At 51.5% G+C, this 15,600-nt stretch carries 12 protein-coding genes; 6 read left to right on the top strand and 6 right to left on the bottom strand.

Going from position 1 to position 15,600, the window contains the following annotated elements; all coding sequences use genetic code 11:
• Positions 1–80 precede the first annotated feature (80 nt).
• Positions 81–473, bottom strand: coding sequence for a ribonuclease P protein component (gene rnpA, locus ACUVOF_RS19605; RefSeq protein ID WP_113270222.1), 393 nt, complete (start codon positions 471–473; stop codon positions 81–83).
• A 13-nt stretch (positions 474–486) separates the two neighbouring features.
• Positions 487–621 carry a 50S ribosomal protein L34 gene (gene rpmH, locus ACUVOF_RS19600; protein WP_008959105.1) on the bottom strand — a complete coding sequence of 45 codons (135 nt, stop codon included), beginning with the start codon at positions 619–621 and terminating at the stop codon, positions 487–489.
• 534 nt (positions 622–1,155) lie between these two features.
• On the opposite strand from rpmH, the gene dnaA reads away from it, so the two are divergent.
• The 4 genes from dnaA to gyrB all read left to right on the top strand — a co-directional run bounded on the left by dnaA (position 1,156) and on the right by gyrB (position 7,495).
• Complete coding sequence (dnaA, locus tag ACUVOF_RS19595) at positions 1,156–2,622, top strand: chromosomal replication initiator protein DnaA (protein WP_113270223.1); 1,467 nt, start codon at positions 1,156–1,158, stop codon at positions 2,620–2,622.
• A 64-nt stretch (positions 2,623–2,686) separates the two neighbouring features.
• The gene (dnaN, locus tag ACUVOF_RS19590; protein ID WP_447045945.1) at positions 2,687–3,790 is read left to right on the top strand and encodes a DNA polymerase III subunit beta; all 1,104 of its coding nucleotides are present in this window, start codon (positions 2,687–2,689) and stop codon (positions 3,788–3,790) included.
• Between the two features lie 129 nt (positions 3,791–3,919).
• Positions 3,920–5,023: a DNA replication/repair protein RecF gene (recF, locus tag ACUVOF_RS19585; protein ID WP_447045944.1), complete on the top strand. Its 1,104-nt coding sequence runs from the start codon at positions 3,920–3,922 to the stop codon at positions 5,021–5,023.
• Between the two features lie 51 nt (positions 5,024–5,074).
• Positions 5,075–7,495: a DNA topoisomerase (ATP-hydrolyzing) subunit B gene (gene gyrB / locus ACUVOF_RS19580; RefSeq protein ID WP_447045943.1), complete on the top strand. Its 2,421-nt coding sequence runs from the start codon at positions 5,075–5,077 to the stop codon at positions 7,493–7,495.
• Positions 7,496–7,611: 116 nt separating this feature from the next.
• Here the strand turns inward: gyrB and gmhB are convergent, their stop codons facing one another.
• The 3 genes from gmhB to glyQ form a co-directional block, all read right to left on the bottom strand.
• Positions 7,612–8,169, bottom strand: coding sequence for a D-glycero-beta-D-manno-heptose 1,7-bisphosphate 7-phosphatase (gene gmhB / locus ACUVOF_RS19575; RefSeq protein WP_447045942.1), 558 nt, complete (start codon positions 8,167–8,169; stop codon positions 7,612–7,614).
• 173 nt (positions 8,170–8,342) lie between these two features.
• A complete protein-coding gene (gene glyS, locus ACUVOF_RS19570) occupies positions 8,343–10,409 on the bottom strand; it encodes a glycine--tRNA ligase subunit beta (protein WP_447045941.1) in 2,067 nt (688 codons plus the stop codon).
• Positions 10,409–11,380 carry a glycine--tRNA ligase subunit alpha gene (gene glyQ / locus ACUVOF_RS19565; RefSeq protein WP_447045940.1) on the bottom strand — a complete coding sequence of 324 codons (972 nt, stop codon included), beginning with the start codon at positions 11,378–11,380 and terminating at the stop codon, positions 10,409–10,411. The genes glyS and glyQ overlap by 1 nt, the downstream gene beginning before the upstream one ends.
• A gap of 109 nt (positions 11,381–11,489) precedes the next feature.
• Here glyQ and rfaD point away from each other — a divergent pair, with 109 nt between their 5' ends.
• Both rfaD and waaF read left to right on the top strand, forming a co-directional pair.
• Positions 11,490–12,446: an ADP-glyceromanno-heptose 6-epimerase gene (gene rfaD, locus ACUVOF_RS19560; protein WP_447045939.1), complete on the top strand. Its 957-nt coding sequence runs from the start codon at positions 11,490–11,492 to the stop codon at positions 12,444–12,446.
• A complete protein-coding gene (gene waaF / locus ACUVOF_RS19555; protein ID WP_447045938.1) occupies positions 12,439–13,482 on the top strand; it encodes a lipopolysaccharide heptosyltransferase II in 1,044 nt (347 codons plus the stop codon). Before rfaD ends, waaF begins: the two co-directional genes overlap by 8 nt.
• On the opposite strand, the gene ACUVOF_RS19550 is transcribed toward waaF, so the two are convergent.
• Positions 13,472–15,127, bottom strand: coding sequence for a sulfatase-like hydrolase/transferase (locus ACUVOF_RS19550; RefSeq protein ID WP_447045937.1), 1,656 nt, complete (start codon positions 15,125–15,127; stop codon positions 13,472–13,474). The genes waaF and ACUVOF_RS19550 overlap by 11 nt on opposite strands.
• Between the last annotated feature and the right edge of the window lie 473 nt (positions 15,128–15,600).

Genomic DNA, 15,600 nt, shown 5'->3' with positions numbered 1-15,600 from the left:
GTGCCTTTTGCTCGACCCTTGACACACGAAAGCCTGCCAGGCGGCAGGCCGAGGTCGAGCGGAGAGGTGTGCACCAAAGGTCACGTGTCACGCGCTGACGTTGCTACTGCGATCACCGCCGGTGCGTCACGCTGCAGTCGCTTCCACATACCGTGTAACTGGCGATGCAAGGTGTCGTTATCGATGTCCTGAACACCGCGCTTGGCAAGCACCACGATATCCACAGAGGGTAAGTGATCTTGACGAAGACGGACGGATTCCCGAACGAGACGCTTGAAGCGGTTGCGATCTACGGCGCGTTTGACATTTTTCTTGCTGACTATTAATCCAAGGCGGGGATGTCCCCGTGTACTCAAGCGGACTAACGCCATCATACCTTTGCCATGCACTTTTAGATCAGCTTGCTCAAATACGTGACTAAAATCCCCAGCATTTAGTAACCGTAATTGCCGGGGAAAGCCTTGCTGCGGCACACGCAATCCGAGATCAGGCGCTCAGACGCTTGCGGCCCTTGGCACGGCGACGTGCGAGGACGGCGCGACCGTTTTTGGTTGCCATACGAGCACGGAAGCCATGCGCGCGCTTGCGCTTGAGAACGCTAGGTTGAAAAGTGCGTTTCATAACTCGTTATTCCCACGTGGTTTAGGACGGAAAATGAATTCCAAAAAGCCCGGTCCAGTGAGGAACTAGCCGGGGAGATTCAATTCAAGACCGGAAATTGTAGTGACTTCCTCTGCTGGGTGCAATTTTTCCTTGCATAAAAAGCTTCCCCCCGCCGTAGCGATCCGTTTGGCGTACTGGTAAGCACCGCTCTTGGCTATGACTATTATTACTAATAGGTATTTCTAAACCTGTTGTTATTAATAGTGGGGATACTATTTGTGGATAAGATGATTTATTTTCTAATTTTCAATTGCCTATGTATATAAAAAATCTGTGTGTAAGTCTCGTATAAGCGGTCCAAAAGGTGTTGGCTAGGTGTGGTTAAACTGCTAGAAAAGGGCATTGTGAAAAATTGTCCCCTTTCCTCCACACGGTTTTCCCATAGGCTCATGTCAAGTTGTCCACAGGCCAGTATTGAGGGCTAAACCCGTGTGGATAACCGAGGCTTTGGGCGCTACAATGGTCGACCGTTTTCAACCGATGGTGAGAAGAGTGTCACTGACGCTTTGGCAACAGTGCCTGGACAACCTGCAGGATGAGCTGAATTCACAGCAGTTCAATACCTGGATACGCCCGCTGCAGGCAGAAGAAGGAGAGTCCAACGAGTTGCGCTTATTGGCGCCGAATCGTTTTGTGCGCGATTGGGTGAGTGATAAGTATGCCAAGCGAATCAGTGAGCTGATGCGTGAACTCGCGCCAGCAAAACCGCCGAAAGTAAGTTTGACGGTGGGTAGTCGTCGCTTGGCAACACAAGCACCTCAGCATCGAGATTTAGGAAATCCTGTCTCGGCTTCTCCATCGCGACCTTCGGCACCCGCAGTGCATACCCCTCCGCGCGGTGATATCGCCGATGAGCGCGAAATCGACAAGCTGCGCGATGAAGCGCCAGGGCGACGTAATAATGAGCGTCAGGTACAGGTAGAGGGCAGTCTGAAACATGGTAGTGGGCTAAATCCAAATTTTACTTTCGATACCTTTGTTGAAGGTAAATCGAACCAACTGGCCCGCGCTGCCTCGCGACAAGTCTCAGAAAACCCTGGTGGTGCTTATAATCCATTGTTTTTATATGGTGGCGTGGGGCTTGGTAAAACCCATTTAATGCATGCCGTGGGCAACGCATTGGCAACCCGGCGTGAAAATGCCCGTGTGGTATATCTGCACTCAGAGCGTTTCGTCGCCGACATGGTCAAGGCGTTACAGCTCAATGCGATTAATGATTTCAAACGCTTTTATCGCAGTGTTGATGCATTACTTATTGATGACATTCAGTTTTTTGCTGGCAAAGAGCGTTCGCAAGAAGAATTTTTTCATACCTTCAACGCACTTTTGGAAGGCGGCCAGCAGATGATACTTACCTCTGATCGCTATCCTAAAGAGATTAGCGGTGTAGAGGAGCGTCTAAAATCACGCTTTGGCTGGGGCCTCACGGTGGCGATTGAACCGCCTGAGCTTGAAACCCGTGTCGCGATCTTGATGAAAAAAGCCGACCAAGCTAAGGTCGATTTGCCTCATGATGCCGCTTTCTTCATTGCCCAGAAAATTCGTTCCAACGTTCGCGAATTGGAAGGTGCATTGAAAAAGGTCATTGCTGATTCACACTTTATGGGCAAAACGATTACCCAGGATTTTATTCGCGAATCGCTGAAGGATTTGTTGGCACTTCAAGACAAACAGGTAGGCGTCGATAATATTCAGCGCACGGTCGCCGAGTATTACAAAATTAAAGTGTCAGACTTGCTTTCCAAACGGCGTTCACGGTCGGTTGCTCGGCCCCGACAGGTGGCGATGGCGCTTGCCAAGGAGCTAACCAATCATAGCTTGCCGGAAATTGGCGATGCCTTTGGTGGGCGCGACCATACAACGGTGCTTCACGCGTGCCGAAAAGTGAAATCACTGCAGGAAGAGAGCGCGGATATTCGAGAGGACTATAAGAATTTACTGCGCCTGTTGACCAGTTAATCAATCCATTTGAGGGACCTGTTTGTTATACCCAGGTCTTTCAGGATAAAGAACCGGAGTATTGATGAAATTTTCGATTTCCCGAGAGGCGCTGCTACGTCCGCTGACTCTGGTCGCTGGTGTTGTCGAGCGCCGCCAAACGCTACCTGTACTTTCTAACGTACTGATCCAAGTGGAAGGCGACCAAGTGTCGCTCACTGGCACGGATTTAGAAGTTGAACTCGTAGGGCGCACCGTGGCCAGCCAGGTTGATCAGTCAGGAGCTGCGACTGTGCCTGCTCGTAAGCTGATGGATATTTGTAAATCTCTGCCCGACCAGTCTGACATACAGCTAGCTGTCGAAGAGGGGCGTGCCGTACTACGCAGTGGACGGTCGCGTTTTACACTCTCCACTCTTCCGGTAGCTGAGTTTCCCAATATCGAAGATGCTGACGGTAGCCAGGAGATTAGTGTACCTCGCGGTACCCTAAAGCACCTGATTGAAGCGACTTCTTTTGCCATGGCGCAGCAGGATGTGCGTTATTACCTCAACGGTATGCTGCTGGAAATTCAAAGCAATTTACTGCGCACGGTCGCAACTGACGGGCACCGTTTGGCGATGTGCTCGCGGCCAATCGAAGTCTCTGTTAGTCAGTCTCAAAAGCTGATTGTACCCCGTAAGGGGATTTTAGAGCTGTCACGCTTGTTAGATGATAGCGACGAACCCGTCAGCCTGACGCTTGGTTCCAGCCATGTCCGTGCCCACACGGGCGATTTTACCTTCACTTCTAAGCTCATCGACGGCAAGTTTCCCGATTATGAACGTGTCGTGCCGCGCAATGGTGATAAAGTGCTGATTGCTGAGCGTGCTGAACTGCGCCAAGTGCTTTCGCGCACCGCCATCCTCTCTAATGAGAAGTATCGTGGTGTACGGCTTTACCTTGAAGAAAATAATCTTAAGGTTATGGCTAACAACCCGGAGCAGGAAGAAGCCGAGGAAAATATCGCCGTTGAGTATAATGGCGGTGCGATGGAAGTTGGTTTTAACGTTGGCTATCTCGTCGATGTGCTGACAGTGCTTAATGAAGACCGTGTACAGATTACACTGGCCGACCCTAATAGCAGTGCGTTGCTTGAAGAGCCCGGTGGTGGTGATGCGCTCTACGTCGTCATGCCGATGCGCCTGTAAGATACGTATCATTTTGAGAAACAGGCGGCTCAAAAAAGCTACGACAGCGGTGCTTCTGTTATCAGAAGCACCGCTTCCTTGTTGGGTGCAAGGCCCTTTATTTTTGTTTTTTTTAAGTGGTGATATGGCATGAGCCTGTCACTACTTAATTTCCACGGTCTGCGTAACCTCCTGCCAATCGTGATGACTCCCTCATCGCGAATTAATGTTATTAGCGGTGCCAATGGCAGTGGTAAAACCAGCCTGCTAGAGGGGATTCATATTCTTGGGATGGGACGCTCGTTCCGTACACGCCAGCTAAAGCATGCCATTCAAACTGACGAGCCACATATGACGCTTTACGGGCGTTTAAGTGGTGAGCCAGAGGTTACCCTTGGTGTGCGCCGGTTGCGTTCTCAGAGAGAGCTAGAGCTGCGTCTTAAAGGGGATAAAAATGCCCGTTTGGCCGAGTTGGTGGAAGCGATGCCGCTGCAATTGATTAACCCCGACGCTTTTAGGCTGTTGGAAGGCCCGCCGGCAGGGCGGCGTGAGTTTCTCGACTGGGGAGTGTTTCACGTGAAACATGACTTTTTGAGAATCTGGAAGCGTACCCGGCGTGCGTTGAAACATCGGAATGCACTGCTCAGGCGTGGTAGAATACAACCTCAGGAAATGGCGGTATGGGAGCAGGAGCTAGCCATTTGGGGCGAGCAGATGGATACATTACGCCTAGCGTGGTTTAGTGATTTTTTACCAGTCTTTGAAGAGACGCTTAAAGTTCTACTTCCACTGCCTGGGCTATCGCTTCATTACGCACGGGGATGGGATAAAGAACGGTCTCTTTCGACTGTATTACACGATAGCCGATTAACAGATCAACAAATGGGCTTTACACAACAAGGTCCGCAACGGGCAGATTTGCGTATCAGAATTAACAAACAGCCTGCTGTAGAAGTGCTTTCCAGAGGCCAGCAAAAGTTAGTGGTGAGCGCCTTAAAACTCGCCCAAGGGCGGTTTCTGGAAAGAACAGCACAGCGACAATGTATTTATCTTATCGACGATTTGCCGGCAGAGCTCGATGAAAAAAATCGGCATCGGTTTTGTGAATTGCTCGAAGATATGCAGTGCCAAGCATTTATTACCAGCGTCGAGCCTTCTGCGTTAAGAAGTACCTGGCAGCCTGACACTTTGGTGAAGATGTTTCACGTGAAACATGCCGAACAAGGGCTCAGCCAGTTAGTGCTGGCCAGCTAGCGCGAAAGGTAGACGATACGGAACGAGACAGACTTCACGACGGAGTGGTCAATGAGCGAGCAGGCTTACGATTCATCAAGCATTAAGGTGCTCAAAGGGCTGGACGCAGTGCGTAAGCGTCCAGGTATGTATATTGGTGACACCGACGACGGTACCGGGCTGCACCATATGGTCTTCGAGTTGGTGGATAACTCCATTGATGAGGCCTTGGCTGGGCATTGCAGCGAGATTCGCGTTGTCATTCACCCGGATGAGTCGGTGACCGTTAGTGATAACGGTCGTGGCGTACCCACCGAACTTCACGAAGGGGAGGGGGTATCCGCAGCTGAAGTTATCATGACGGTGCTGCACGCAGGCGGTAAATTCGACGATAACTCCTATAAAGTTTCCGGTGGGTTACACGGCGTTGGTGTTTCTGTCGTAAATGCATTATCCGCGGAGCTGCGCTTAACGATTTGGCGCCAAGGCGAAGTGTTTGAGCAGATGTACCGTCACGGTGTGCCACAAGCGCCACTGGGCGTTGTCGGCAAAACGGAAAAGAGCGGTACGCGAGTGCATTTCCGTCCTTCTCCTGAAACCTTTGGTAATATCGAGTTCCATTTCGATATTCTAGCCAAGCGGCTGCGCGAACTTTCCTTTTTGAATTCCGGCGTGGCGATACGCCTGCTAGATGAACGCAGTGGCAAAGAGGAGCTGTTCCACTACGAAGGCGGTTTAAGGGCCTTTGTAGATCACCTCAATACCAATAAAAGCGTGATTAACCCAGTCTTTCACTTTAATGCTGTTCGTGATGATGGGGTTGAAGTGGAGGTGGCGATGCAGTGGAGCGAAGCCTTCACTGAAAACATCTTCTGCTACACCAATAATATTCCCCAGCGTGACGGTGGCGCCCACTTGGCGGGCTTCCGCGCGGGGCTTACGCGTACGCTCAATAACTATATTGAAGCTGAAAATCTGCTCAAAAAAGCCAAGGTAAATACCACGGGCGATGATGCGCGTGAGGGCTTAACGGCTATTATTTCAGTAAAAGTCCCGGATCCTAAGTTCTCGTCGCAAACAAAAGATAAGCTTGTCTCCAGCGAAGTGAAGACGGCGGTCGAGCAGGAAATGAGCCGTCTCTTTTCTGATTATCTTATTGAAAAGCCAAACGAAGCTAAAGCAATCGTTAATAAGATGCTGGATGCGGCGCGGGCGCGTGAAGCCGCCCGCAAGGCGCGAGATATGACCCGCCGCAAAGGCGCTCTGGATATTGCTGGCTTGCCTGGCAAGCTGGCAGATTGCCAGGAAAAAGATCCAAGCCAGTCCGAACTCTACTTGGTGGAAGGTGACTCGGCAGGTGGTAGTGCCAAGCAGGGGCGCGACCGTCGTACCCAGGCGATTTTGCCGCTCAAGGGTAAAATCCTGAACGTCGAAAAAGCACGTTTTGATAAGATGCTCTCATCAGCTGAAGTGGGCACGTTGATCACTGCACTGGGCTGCGGCATTGGCCGCGAAGAGTTCAACCCCGATAAGCTGCGTTACCACTCGGTTATTATCATGACCGATGCGGATGTCGATGGCTCCCACATTCGTACGCTGCTATTAACGTTCTTCTTCCGCCAAATGCCGGAACTGATCGAGCGTGGCCATATCTTCATCGCCCAACCGCCGCTGTATAAAATCAAGCGCGGTAAGCAAGAGCTTTATCTTAAAGATGAGCAGGCGATGGTGGACTACTTGACCACCACGGCACTGGATGGCGCTGGCCTGCACGTTAACGCCAATGCTCCCGGCATTTCTGGATCGCAGCTAGAAGCGCTGGTGAATCAGTACCGTAATGTCATGAAGCGTATCGACCGCTTGTCTCGGGTTTACCCCAATGAAGTACTCAAGCAGATTATTCATGCTTCGGCACTAAAAGGTGAGGAAAGCCTGAAAGATCGCGTGACCATGCAAAACTGGATTGATGAACTGCAGAAAACTATGGATGACATGGTGGCCTATGAAGGCGGTCCGCGTTATCACTTCCACCTTCAAGAAGATACAGAGCGTGGGCTCTTCCTGCCTACCGTATCGCTGGTAGCTCATGGCGTTACTACGGATTACTCATGGGGGCTCGACTTCTTTGAAAGCGCTGATTATCGAGGTATTGCGGAACTAGGCGAAACCTTGGATGGCTTCCTTGAGGAAGGCGCCTTTATCGCCCGGGGCGAGCGCCAGAAGCCCGTTTCTCACTTCTCCGAAGTGCTGGCCTGGCTGATGCAAGAGGGCCAGCGTGGTCTATCGGTACAGCGTTATAAGGGTCTGGGAGAAATGAACCCGGATCAGCTGTGGGATACCACAATGGATCCCGATAGCCGTCGTATGTTGCGTGTCACGATCGAAGACGCCGTGGCTGCAGATATGATGTTCAACACGCTGATGGGGGATGACGTTGAGCCACGCCGCGACTTCATAGAAACTAATGCGCTGGTGGCTAACCTCGACGTATAAGAGGCGTTTGCTACTACCGCCCTATGTTTCACGTGAAACAAAAGGCTATTATTAACGGCAGGCGCCGCTGGGAGAGAACTAGCGGCGCTTTTCTTTTATAAGATATAAGAGGGTATCTATTGCTTCGTAGTGATTAGCCAGTCTACAAATTGAGCTAAGTCATCAAAAGTATGTGTTTTTTCAAGCCCTTCGCCCTTTGCTTCTGTTTTAGTTCCTTTCCCCGTTCTAACCAGTACGGTACGACAGCCTACAGCTTCGCCCGCTTGCAAATCTCGCAGACTGTCTCCCACCATCCAGCTCCCTGTCAGGCTTGTCAGCCCCAACCGCTGCTGAATCTGATAAAGCATTCCAGGCAATGGCTTACGGCATTGGCACTTGTCGTCAGGCCCATGGGGGCAGTAGGCGATGTGAGCGATGTGTCCACCTTCCTTTTCCACCAACGCTAACAAGCGATCATGCATACTCTGAAGCGTTGCTTCATCATAATAACCACGAGCGATGCCCGACTGATTGGTCGCTACCACCACCGTAAATCCTGCACGGCAGAGGCGACCAATAGCGGCAATTGAAGAGGGGTAGGGCACCCATTCATTTAGAGATTTTATGTAGGCATCAGAATCATGATTAATGACGCCATCACGATCCAGAATGATAAGTTTTTCAGCATTCAGCATTCAGCATGGAAATCCTGTTGGGACAAGTTATCGGTGATACTTTCTGTTTGCTATTTGTATCGACCATCTTACCTCGGACTAACAAAAGTGTTTCACGTGAAACATGTGTTTGCAGTCAATAAAAAGCCCAGCCGTGAAGGCTGGGCTGGACTAGGCTTGGCCTTATCAGACGACTACTGCGGTAGAAGCGAGATATCGGCTACTTCTAAAAAGAGCGCTTGAAGGCTAGCGAGTAGCGCTAATCGATTGCGCTGAATAGCCGGATTATCCGCCATCACCATAACTTGGTCAAAGAAGGCGTCAACCGGCTCACGCAGGGTGGCAAGAGTGTCTAATGCTTGCTGGTACTCACCTGCAGCAAATAGCGGCGCCACCTGCGCCTGGCTTCCGGTCACTGCGTCGTAAAGTGCTCGCTCTGCATCTTCCTGCAGTAAGTTTTGATCGACCTGTGTGCGGCCGTCATGCTCCTGCTTGCTCAAGATATTAGAAACACGCTTATTAGCCGCCGCCAGCGCTGCGGCCTCGTCACGCTGCGCAAAGGCCTTGACGGCCCGTAGCCGGCGAGCGAAGTCGAGGGGGTTAGTCACAGGACGTGCACGCACCGCAAGGTACATTTCAGCACTGATGCCTTCTTCCTGGCCCCAGGCGCGGAAGCGATCAAGCATATAGGTCAGTACATCCTCAACCAGGCCATCAGCCTTGGGTAGGTCCTGGTGCTGCTCAACGGCCACCGTGAGGAGTTCGCGTAGATCAAGATTGAGCTCACCTTTGACCAGAATATTAAGCACACCAATCGAGGCGCGACGAAGCGCGAAAGGGTCTTTTGCACCGGTTGGGCGCTGGCCAATGCCGAAGATGCCTACTAGGGTATCTAGCCGGTCAGCCAACGCTAGTGCTTTCCCTGTCGCGCTTTGCGGAATGGTATCGGTAGCAAAACGGGGTAGGTACTGCTCTTCAAGCGCTTGGGAAACGTCAGAGGCTTCACCATCCTGCTCGGCGTAGTAACGTCCCATGGTGCCCTGTAGTTCGGGGAACTCGAGCACCATCTCCGTCACAAGGTCACATTTGGCAAGCGCCACAGCACGCTGGGCATGAGAAATATCACCATTGATGCGCTCGGCAATAAATGTCGCGATGGCGGTGCTGCGGTGTGCTTTGTCCGCCAGGGTGCCTAGTTGCTGCTGGAAGACAACGCTTTCTAGTTGGGGAATACGCGAAGCCAATGTGCGCTTACGGTCGGTGTCGTAGAAAAACGCTGCATCGGCTAGGCGTGGGCGAATGACTTTTTCGTTTCCGGCGATAACCTGATCGGGGTCGGCGCTGTCGATATTGGCAATGGTAATAAACAAGGGTTTCAGCTTGCCAGCGTCGTCCAGCAGGTGAAAATATTTCTGATTGGCCTTCATCGAGGAGATTAGGCACTCGGCGGGCACCTCCAGGAAGCGCTCATCGAAACTACCAGTAAGCGCTACCGGCCATTCAACCAGACCGCTCACTTCTATCAGAAGATCTTCATCAATGACGGCGGTAGCTTCCTGCACTTCAGCTTCGGCCAACACCTGCTCGCGGATGCGTTCGCGGCGTTGCGCACGATCGACCAGCACGTAAGCGTTTTCCAGCGTAGCCACATACTCATCGGCGTGGGTTAGCTGGATAGCATCAGGGGCGTGGAAGCGATGACCATAAGTGGTACAGCTTGCCTGTAGACCCAGAGCCTCAGCAGCTACGACGTCGCTACCGTAAAGTGCTACCAACCAGTGAACCGGGCGAGAGAATTCAACCCGTGAAGCTCCCCAGCGCATGTTTTTAGGCACAGGGAGGGTGCTGATGGTTTTGCGGATAATGTCGGGCAGCAGTGCCTGAATGGATTCTCCCGGCTGCTGCTCGCGAAAGCCAAGCCAGGTACCTTTCTCGGTTTCCAAATGAATCAGCTCGTCGACGCTGACCCCGCAAGAGCGGGCAAAGCCTTCCGCGGCTTTAGTGGCAACGCCATCCTTAAAGGCAGCTGCCAGCGCAGGGCCACGACGCTCAACGTCACGGTCAGGCTGTTTGTCGGCCAACTCAAATACTTGAACCGCTAAACGACGCGGGGTAGCAAAGGCGGCCATACTGGCGAAGGGAACGTCGGCGTCTTGCAGGCCTTTTTCAATACCTGCTGCAAATGCATCGGAAAGTGCATCGAGGGCGGAGGGGGGGAGCTCTTCTGCACCAAGTTCTAGTAAAAGCGTGTTAACAGCCATTAGTCGTCTCCCTGATCGGCGAGTAGCTCTTGTAACAGTTCTTGGCGAAGACTTTCTGGCGCCATAGGGAAACCTTCGGCCTTACGTGACTCAAAGTAGGCGTTAGCAACATCTCGCGCCATGGTGCGAACGCGTAAGATAAAACGCTGACGCTCAGTGACCGAAATGGCGTGACGGGCATCCAGCAGATTAAACGTATGCGATGCTTTCAGTACCTGCTCGTAGGCGGGCAGTGGTAGGCTCGCGGTGAGCAGCTTGCCACACTCTTTTTCCTGATGATCAAAGTTAGCAAATAGCTGATCAACATCGGCGTGTTCAAAATTGTAGGCAGACTGTTCGCGCTCGTTTTGCAGGTAAACATCGCCATAGGTGACCTTGCTGCCATCAGGGGCAATTGCCCAGACAAGGTCATAGACGCTGTCGACGTCTTGCAGATACATAGCGATGCGCTCAAGCCCATAGGTCAATTCACCGGTAACGGGGTAGCACTCAATACCACCGGCTTGCTGGAAATAGGTAAACTGGGTAACTTCCATGCCGTTTAACCAGATTTCCCAGCCTAGACCCCAGGCACCCAGTGTAGGCGATTCCCAGTTATCTTCGACAAAGCGCACATCGTGAACCAACGGGTCGAGACCGAGCCGCTTGAGTGAACCCAGATAGAGCTCTTGCAGGTTGCTTGGCGATGGCTTCATAACGACCTGGAACTGATAGTAATGCTGGAGGCGGTTAGGGTTCTCGCCGTAGCGGCCATCCGTTGGGCGCCTTGAAGGCTGCACATAAGCAGCGTTCCAGCTTTCGGGGCCAATCGCCCGCAAAAATGTCGCTGGGTGGAAGGTGCCTGCGCCGACTTCCATATCGAGCGGTTGAAGGATGACACAGCCCTGTTCTGCCCAGTACTGCTGCAGAGCCAGGATCAAGCCCTGAAAGGTCGACACATCAGGTGTCGATTGGTTTGTCGAGACACTCATCGCGGAAAGCACCGTTGGCCATGAATTCATAAGGCGTCAAGTATACAATCCTAGGCAGATGGGTTATAGGCACGTATGCCAACAAGCTGCTTTAGGCAAGGAGAACAGTATGATTGTAGTAACAGGCGGTGCCGGTTTTATCGGAGCCAATATAGTTAAAGCGCTGAATGCTCGCGGCCGAAACGATGTCATGGTGGTTGATGATCTGCGCGATGGCACCAAATTCATTAACTTGGCCGACTGTACGTTGGCGGATTATCTTGATAAGGATGATTTTCTCGCCAGAGTGAAAGCAGCCCTGCGCGGGGAAAGTGTCGACCTACCTAAAATTGACGCTATTTTCCATGAAGGCGCCTGCTCGGATACCACCGAGTGGGATGGACACTATATGATGGAAAATAACTTTGAATATTCTAAAGTCCTGCTTAATTACTGTGAGCAGCAGGGCATCCCCTTTCTGTATGCGTCATCGGCGGCGACTTATGGCGGCAGCGAGGTTTTCAAAGAGGTACCCGAGTGCGAAAAGCCACTCAACGTATATGGCTATTCCAAGCTGCTGTTCGATCAGCATGTGCGTGCGCGGTGGAGCGAGTTGACCACTCAAGTGGTGGGTTTTCGTTACTTCAACGTATATGGTCCGCGCGAGCAGCACAAAGGCAAAATGGCCAGCGTGGCGTATCACAACCATCTGCAAATTCGTAATGGCGAAACCCTGAAGCTGTTTGGTGCCTATGGGGGGTACGAAGCGGGGATGCAAAGCCGCGACTTCGTTTATGTCGGCGATGTGGTTGATGTGAATCTATGGTTCTTGGATCACCCTGATCAGTCGGGCGTCTTCAATTTGGGCACGGGGCGCGCAGAACCCTTCAAAGCGATTGGCGAGGCTGTCATCGACTTTTATGGTAAGGGCGAGATCGATTACATTGCCTTCCCTGAAGAGCTGAAAGGACGCTATCAGAGCTATACCCGAGCTGACATTAACCAGCTACGTGAGAGTGGCTGCGATGTTGAGTTTAAAACGGTTGCTGAAGGGGTCAGAGCCTACCTGGAGTGGTTAAATGGCTAACTCAGCTCAGCGTTTGCTGGTGATAGGCCCTTCCTGGGTAGGTGATATGGTCATGGCACAAAGCCTATTTATGACCTTAAAAGCCCGCCAGCCAGGCGCGACAATAGGCGTGGTTGCACCTGCGTGGTCACAGCCAATTTTAGAGCGCATGCCTGAGATAGACGAAGTGCTGCCGCTGGCAGTGGGGCACGGTGAATTTGGCTTGGCCAGCCGGCGTGAGCTCGCTAGCCAATTACGTGGGCGCTTTGATCGTGCCATTGTTTTACCGCGCTCCTGGAAAGCGGCGTTGGTGCCTTTTATGGCGCGCATTCCTGAGCGGGTTGGATTTGTCGGCGAGCATCGCTATGGACTCCTTAAGGAGCGCCGTAAACTCGACAAACAAGTGCTTGATCAAACGGTAAAGCGTTTTGTGTCTCTAGGTTTGCCTCTTGAAGAAGCGGCTAGTGGTGATTTTGCACTGCCCAAACCGCGGTTGCAGGTTGACCGCGATAATCTAGTTAATTTACGCCTGATGCATTCGCTTTCATCGCGCACGGCAATCGGCATGATGCCGGGTGCTGAGTACGGCCCCGCTAAGCAGTGGCCGATCAGTTACTTTCACCGTTTAGCAAAACGGTTGGTAAAAGAAGGCTTTGAAGTACGCGTGCTGGGAGGGGCTAAGGATCGTCCAGCGGGTGAGGAAATTACCCAGGGACTTGCCCATACCCATAACCTGTGCGGCAAAACACAGCTAGCAGATGCGGTTGATTTACTTGCGGACTGTCAACAAGTAGTTACCAATGATTCGGGCTTAATGCATGTGGCCGCAGCGGTAGGCGTTCGCATCCATGCCTTATATGGCTCTTCTTCGCCTGCCTATACACCGCCACTGACCGATAATGCAGTGATTCACTACCTAGGGCTCTCCTGCTCTCCTTGCTTTCAACGTACGTGCCCATTAGGACATACCAATTGTCTTAATCAGTTGAGTGTAGACCAAGTCTATCAACAAATGCACGCTGCTCCTCAGCGAGAGAACGTGATAGCTAATGGATGAGTTCGACTTCATCGGCTAGATCGGCAGGTGTCTCTACTGTTTGGACTTGAGATGATGGTATGTCGGTCTCACGGCGTTGAGGGGAGATGCCTTCCCAGAGGCGGTGCTGCAGCGCTGTCTCTTCCTGCAAACGCTCATTGAGTACTTCAATACCGTGAGCTTCCACCAGCGTTCGTTTATCGCTAAACAGTGATGCGCCCAGCCCGGCACGCTTCCCTTCTAAGCGAAAGCCCAGCGCATCGAGTATCGTAGGAAAAACGTCCAGCATGGTAGCATCGCGACGAATACGCTGTGGCTGGATATCGTCACCTAGCATAATAAGCGTATTGTCGCGGTCTAACGCCGTCAATTGATCCCACACCGACACCCGCATCGTCAGATGATCGCTGAGCACGACTACTAAGGTGTTATCGAGAAGACCTTCTGATTCAAGGCGATCAATCAAATTTCGGGCTAGCCATGTTGAGCACTTCACCGAGTAGAGAATATCCTGCCCATCGAATTCGCCCTGTTGTTCCACGCACGATTGAGAGGGGTAGCCGTTGGGTGCATGGCCTGCCAAGTTAAGGCTTACCACACCCCAGGGACCATTATTCTCTTTGTCTAATCGCCGTATCTCGTCGGCAGTGATGTCATAAAGCGTGTCGTCATACAGCCCCCAGCTATTGACGTATTCAGGATCCTCCAGCAAAGGCTCTAAATCTTCACGCCCTTTTACGGTATCGAAATGATGCCCACGGTAAAACAGCCCCTTACCCGCAAACTGGGTGCTGGCACCGCCTAAATAGCTAAGCTGGTAACCCTGCGCGGCGAGTATATCGCCAAGGCAGTCGACGCCCGGAACCACCTTTGAGAGAGGTTCAAACTGGCTGTCGTGGAGTAATCCTGCCGGCATCAGTGGCACGCCGCATTGGCTGGCTATCATGCCCGCCATTGTCCAGCCGGTGTTATCCATCTGACGGACACCCTCAAATACCGCACCTCGCTCACCTAGCGCATTGAGATCGGCATACGCATCTTCAAAAAGCTCGTTAGCGTAGGTGCGTTCAATGCTTTCTAAATACAGGAGAAGTAAATTAGGAGGTTTTCTTAGTTCTTCAATGGGAGGCGGCTGATAACGGCGATCCAACCAGGCACCATCGTCGGTAACGATTGCTGCGCTGCGCTGACCAAGGCCGTAAAGCAAGGGATTGCTAGCCAACAATACAATAGCGAAAAAGCGCTCCGATAACCGCCAGCGCTGGTCATGACGTGATAGCCATGTAACAGACGCCAGCACGCTGACCATTATTCCTGTATAGAGGAGGGCCATAAGCATTTTGCCAGCACCACCGTGCTCAGCCATGCCTGCCTGTAGATGAAAAAAAACCGCGCCTAGGTCGACAATACCGAAACTATCCGCCAAATAAACGTAAATACCCCAGAGGCTTAACGGTAAAAGCGACCAAGGCCACATTTTGCGGTAACGAGCATTGACAGGCTGCCCCCAGCGCAGCTTTAGGCCCACACCAATCCACACGGCCGCTACAAAAAAAAGCGTCCACCAAGGCAGTCGGGTCAGTACCGTGACGGTATAGCCTAGGCAGAGCCCGATTGTAACCAGCGGTAGCCAAGGGGTGCGTTTGAGTGACGGGAATGCAAGCATGCGGCTCCAAATGGTTCTACAGATACTAAGTAATGAATTTTGTAGTCTACGCCACGATCGCGCAAGCTGACTGTTATCCATTTCTATTTCTTGTAGTTTATCATTTCCTAAAATTAGCTGCTCTTGGTGCTTTTTAAAATGGTGGTAAATCGCAAAGCTCTAATTCTATATAGAGAAGACCTCTGCGTTTTTGGACTTTTCAATAAATTTGCTATTTATACTGCCGCCAAATTACCATCTCAATAGATAATCCTTGCAGATATAGGGTAACTTTTATCTATAGAAACCAAATCATCTAAAATGAAATTACTGCTTTTCGTTACTACTAATTTGTAAGAAGAGTGAGATAGTCTTACATTTCAATCGGTTTTAAAAATTATAAAGCAGGTTCGATCTGATAATAATATTCTTTTTCTTGGCTAAGTTAATAAAAATGCCAATATTTTGATCATACTTAGGAGGCAGAATAGCAA

The organism is Vreelandella sp. H-I2, assembly GCF_052959335.1.
The sequence above is the reverse complement of the archived record's forward strand: the minus strand, read 5'-3'. Positions and strand labels throughout refer to the sequence as shown.

What these genes read in the sequence shown, in the direction of transcription:
- ACUVOF_RS19550 (WP_447045937.1), bottom strand. Translation starts at nt 15,127, where the DNA reads ATGCTTGCATTCCCGTCACTCAAACGCACCCCTTGGCTACCGCTGGTT.
- dnaN (WP_447045945.1), top strand. Translation starts at nt 2,687, where the DNA reads ATGAAATTTTCGATTTCCCGAGAGGCGCTGCTACGTCCGCTGACTCTG.
- gmhB (WP_447045942.1), bottom strand. Translation starts at nt 8,169, where the DNA reads ATGCTGAATGCTGAAAAACTTATCATTCTGGATCGTGATGGCGTCATT.
- glyS (WP_447045941.1), bottom strand. Translation starts at nt 10,409, where the DNA reads ATGGCTGTTAACACGCTTTTACTAGAACTTGGTGCAGAAGAGCTCCCC.
- glyQ (WP_447045940.1), bottom strand. Translation starts at nt 11,380, where the DNA reads ATGAGTGTCTCGACAAACCAATCGACACCTGATGTGTCGACCTTTCAG.
- gyrB (WP_447045943.1), top strand. Translation starts at nt 5,075, where the DNA reads ATGAGCGAGCAGGCTTACGATTCATCAAGCATTAAGGTGCTCAAAGGG.
- rfaD (WP_447045939.1), top strand. Translation starts at nt 11,490, where the DNA reads ATGATTGTAGTAACAGGCGGTGCCGGTTTTATCGGAGCCAATATAGTT.
- rpmH (WP_008959105.1), bottom strand. Translation starts at nt 621, where the DNA reads ATGAAACGCACTTTTCAACCTAGCGTTCTCAAGCGCAAGCGCGCGCAT.
- recF (WP_447045944.1), top strand. Translation starts at nt 3,920, where the DNA reads ATGAGCCTGTCACTACTTAATTTCCACGGTCTGCGTAACCTCCTGCCA.
- waaF (WP_447045938.1), top strand. Translation starts at nt 12,439, where the DNA reads ATGGCTAACTCAGCTCAGCGTTTGCTGGTGATAGGCCCTTCCTGGGTA.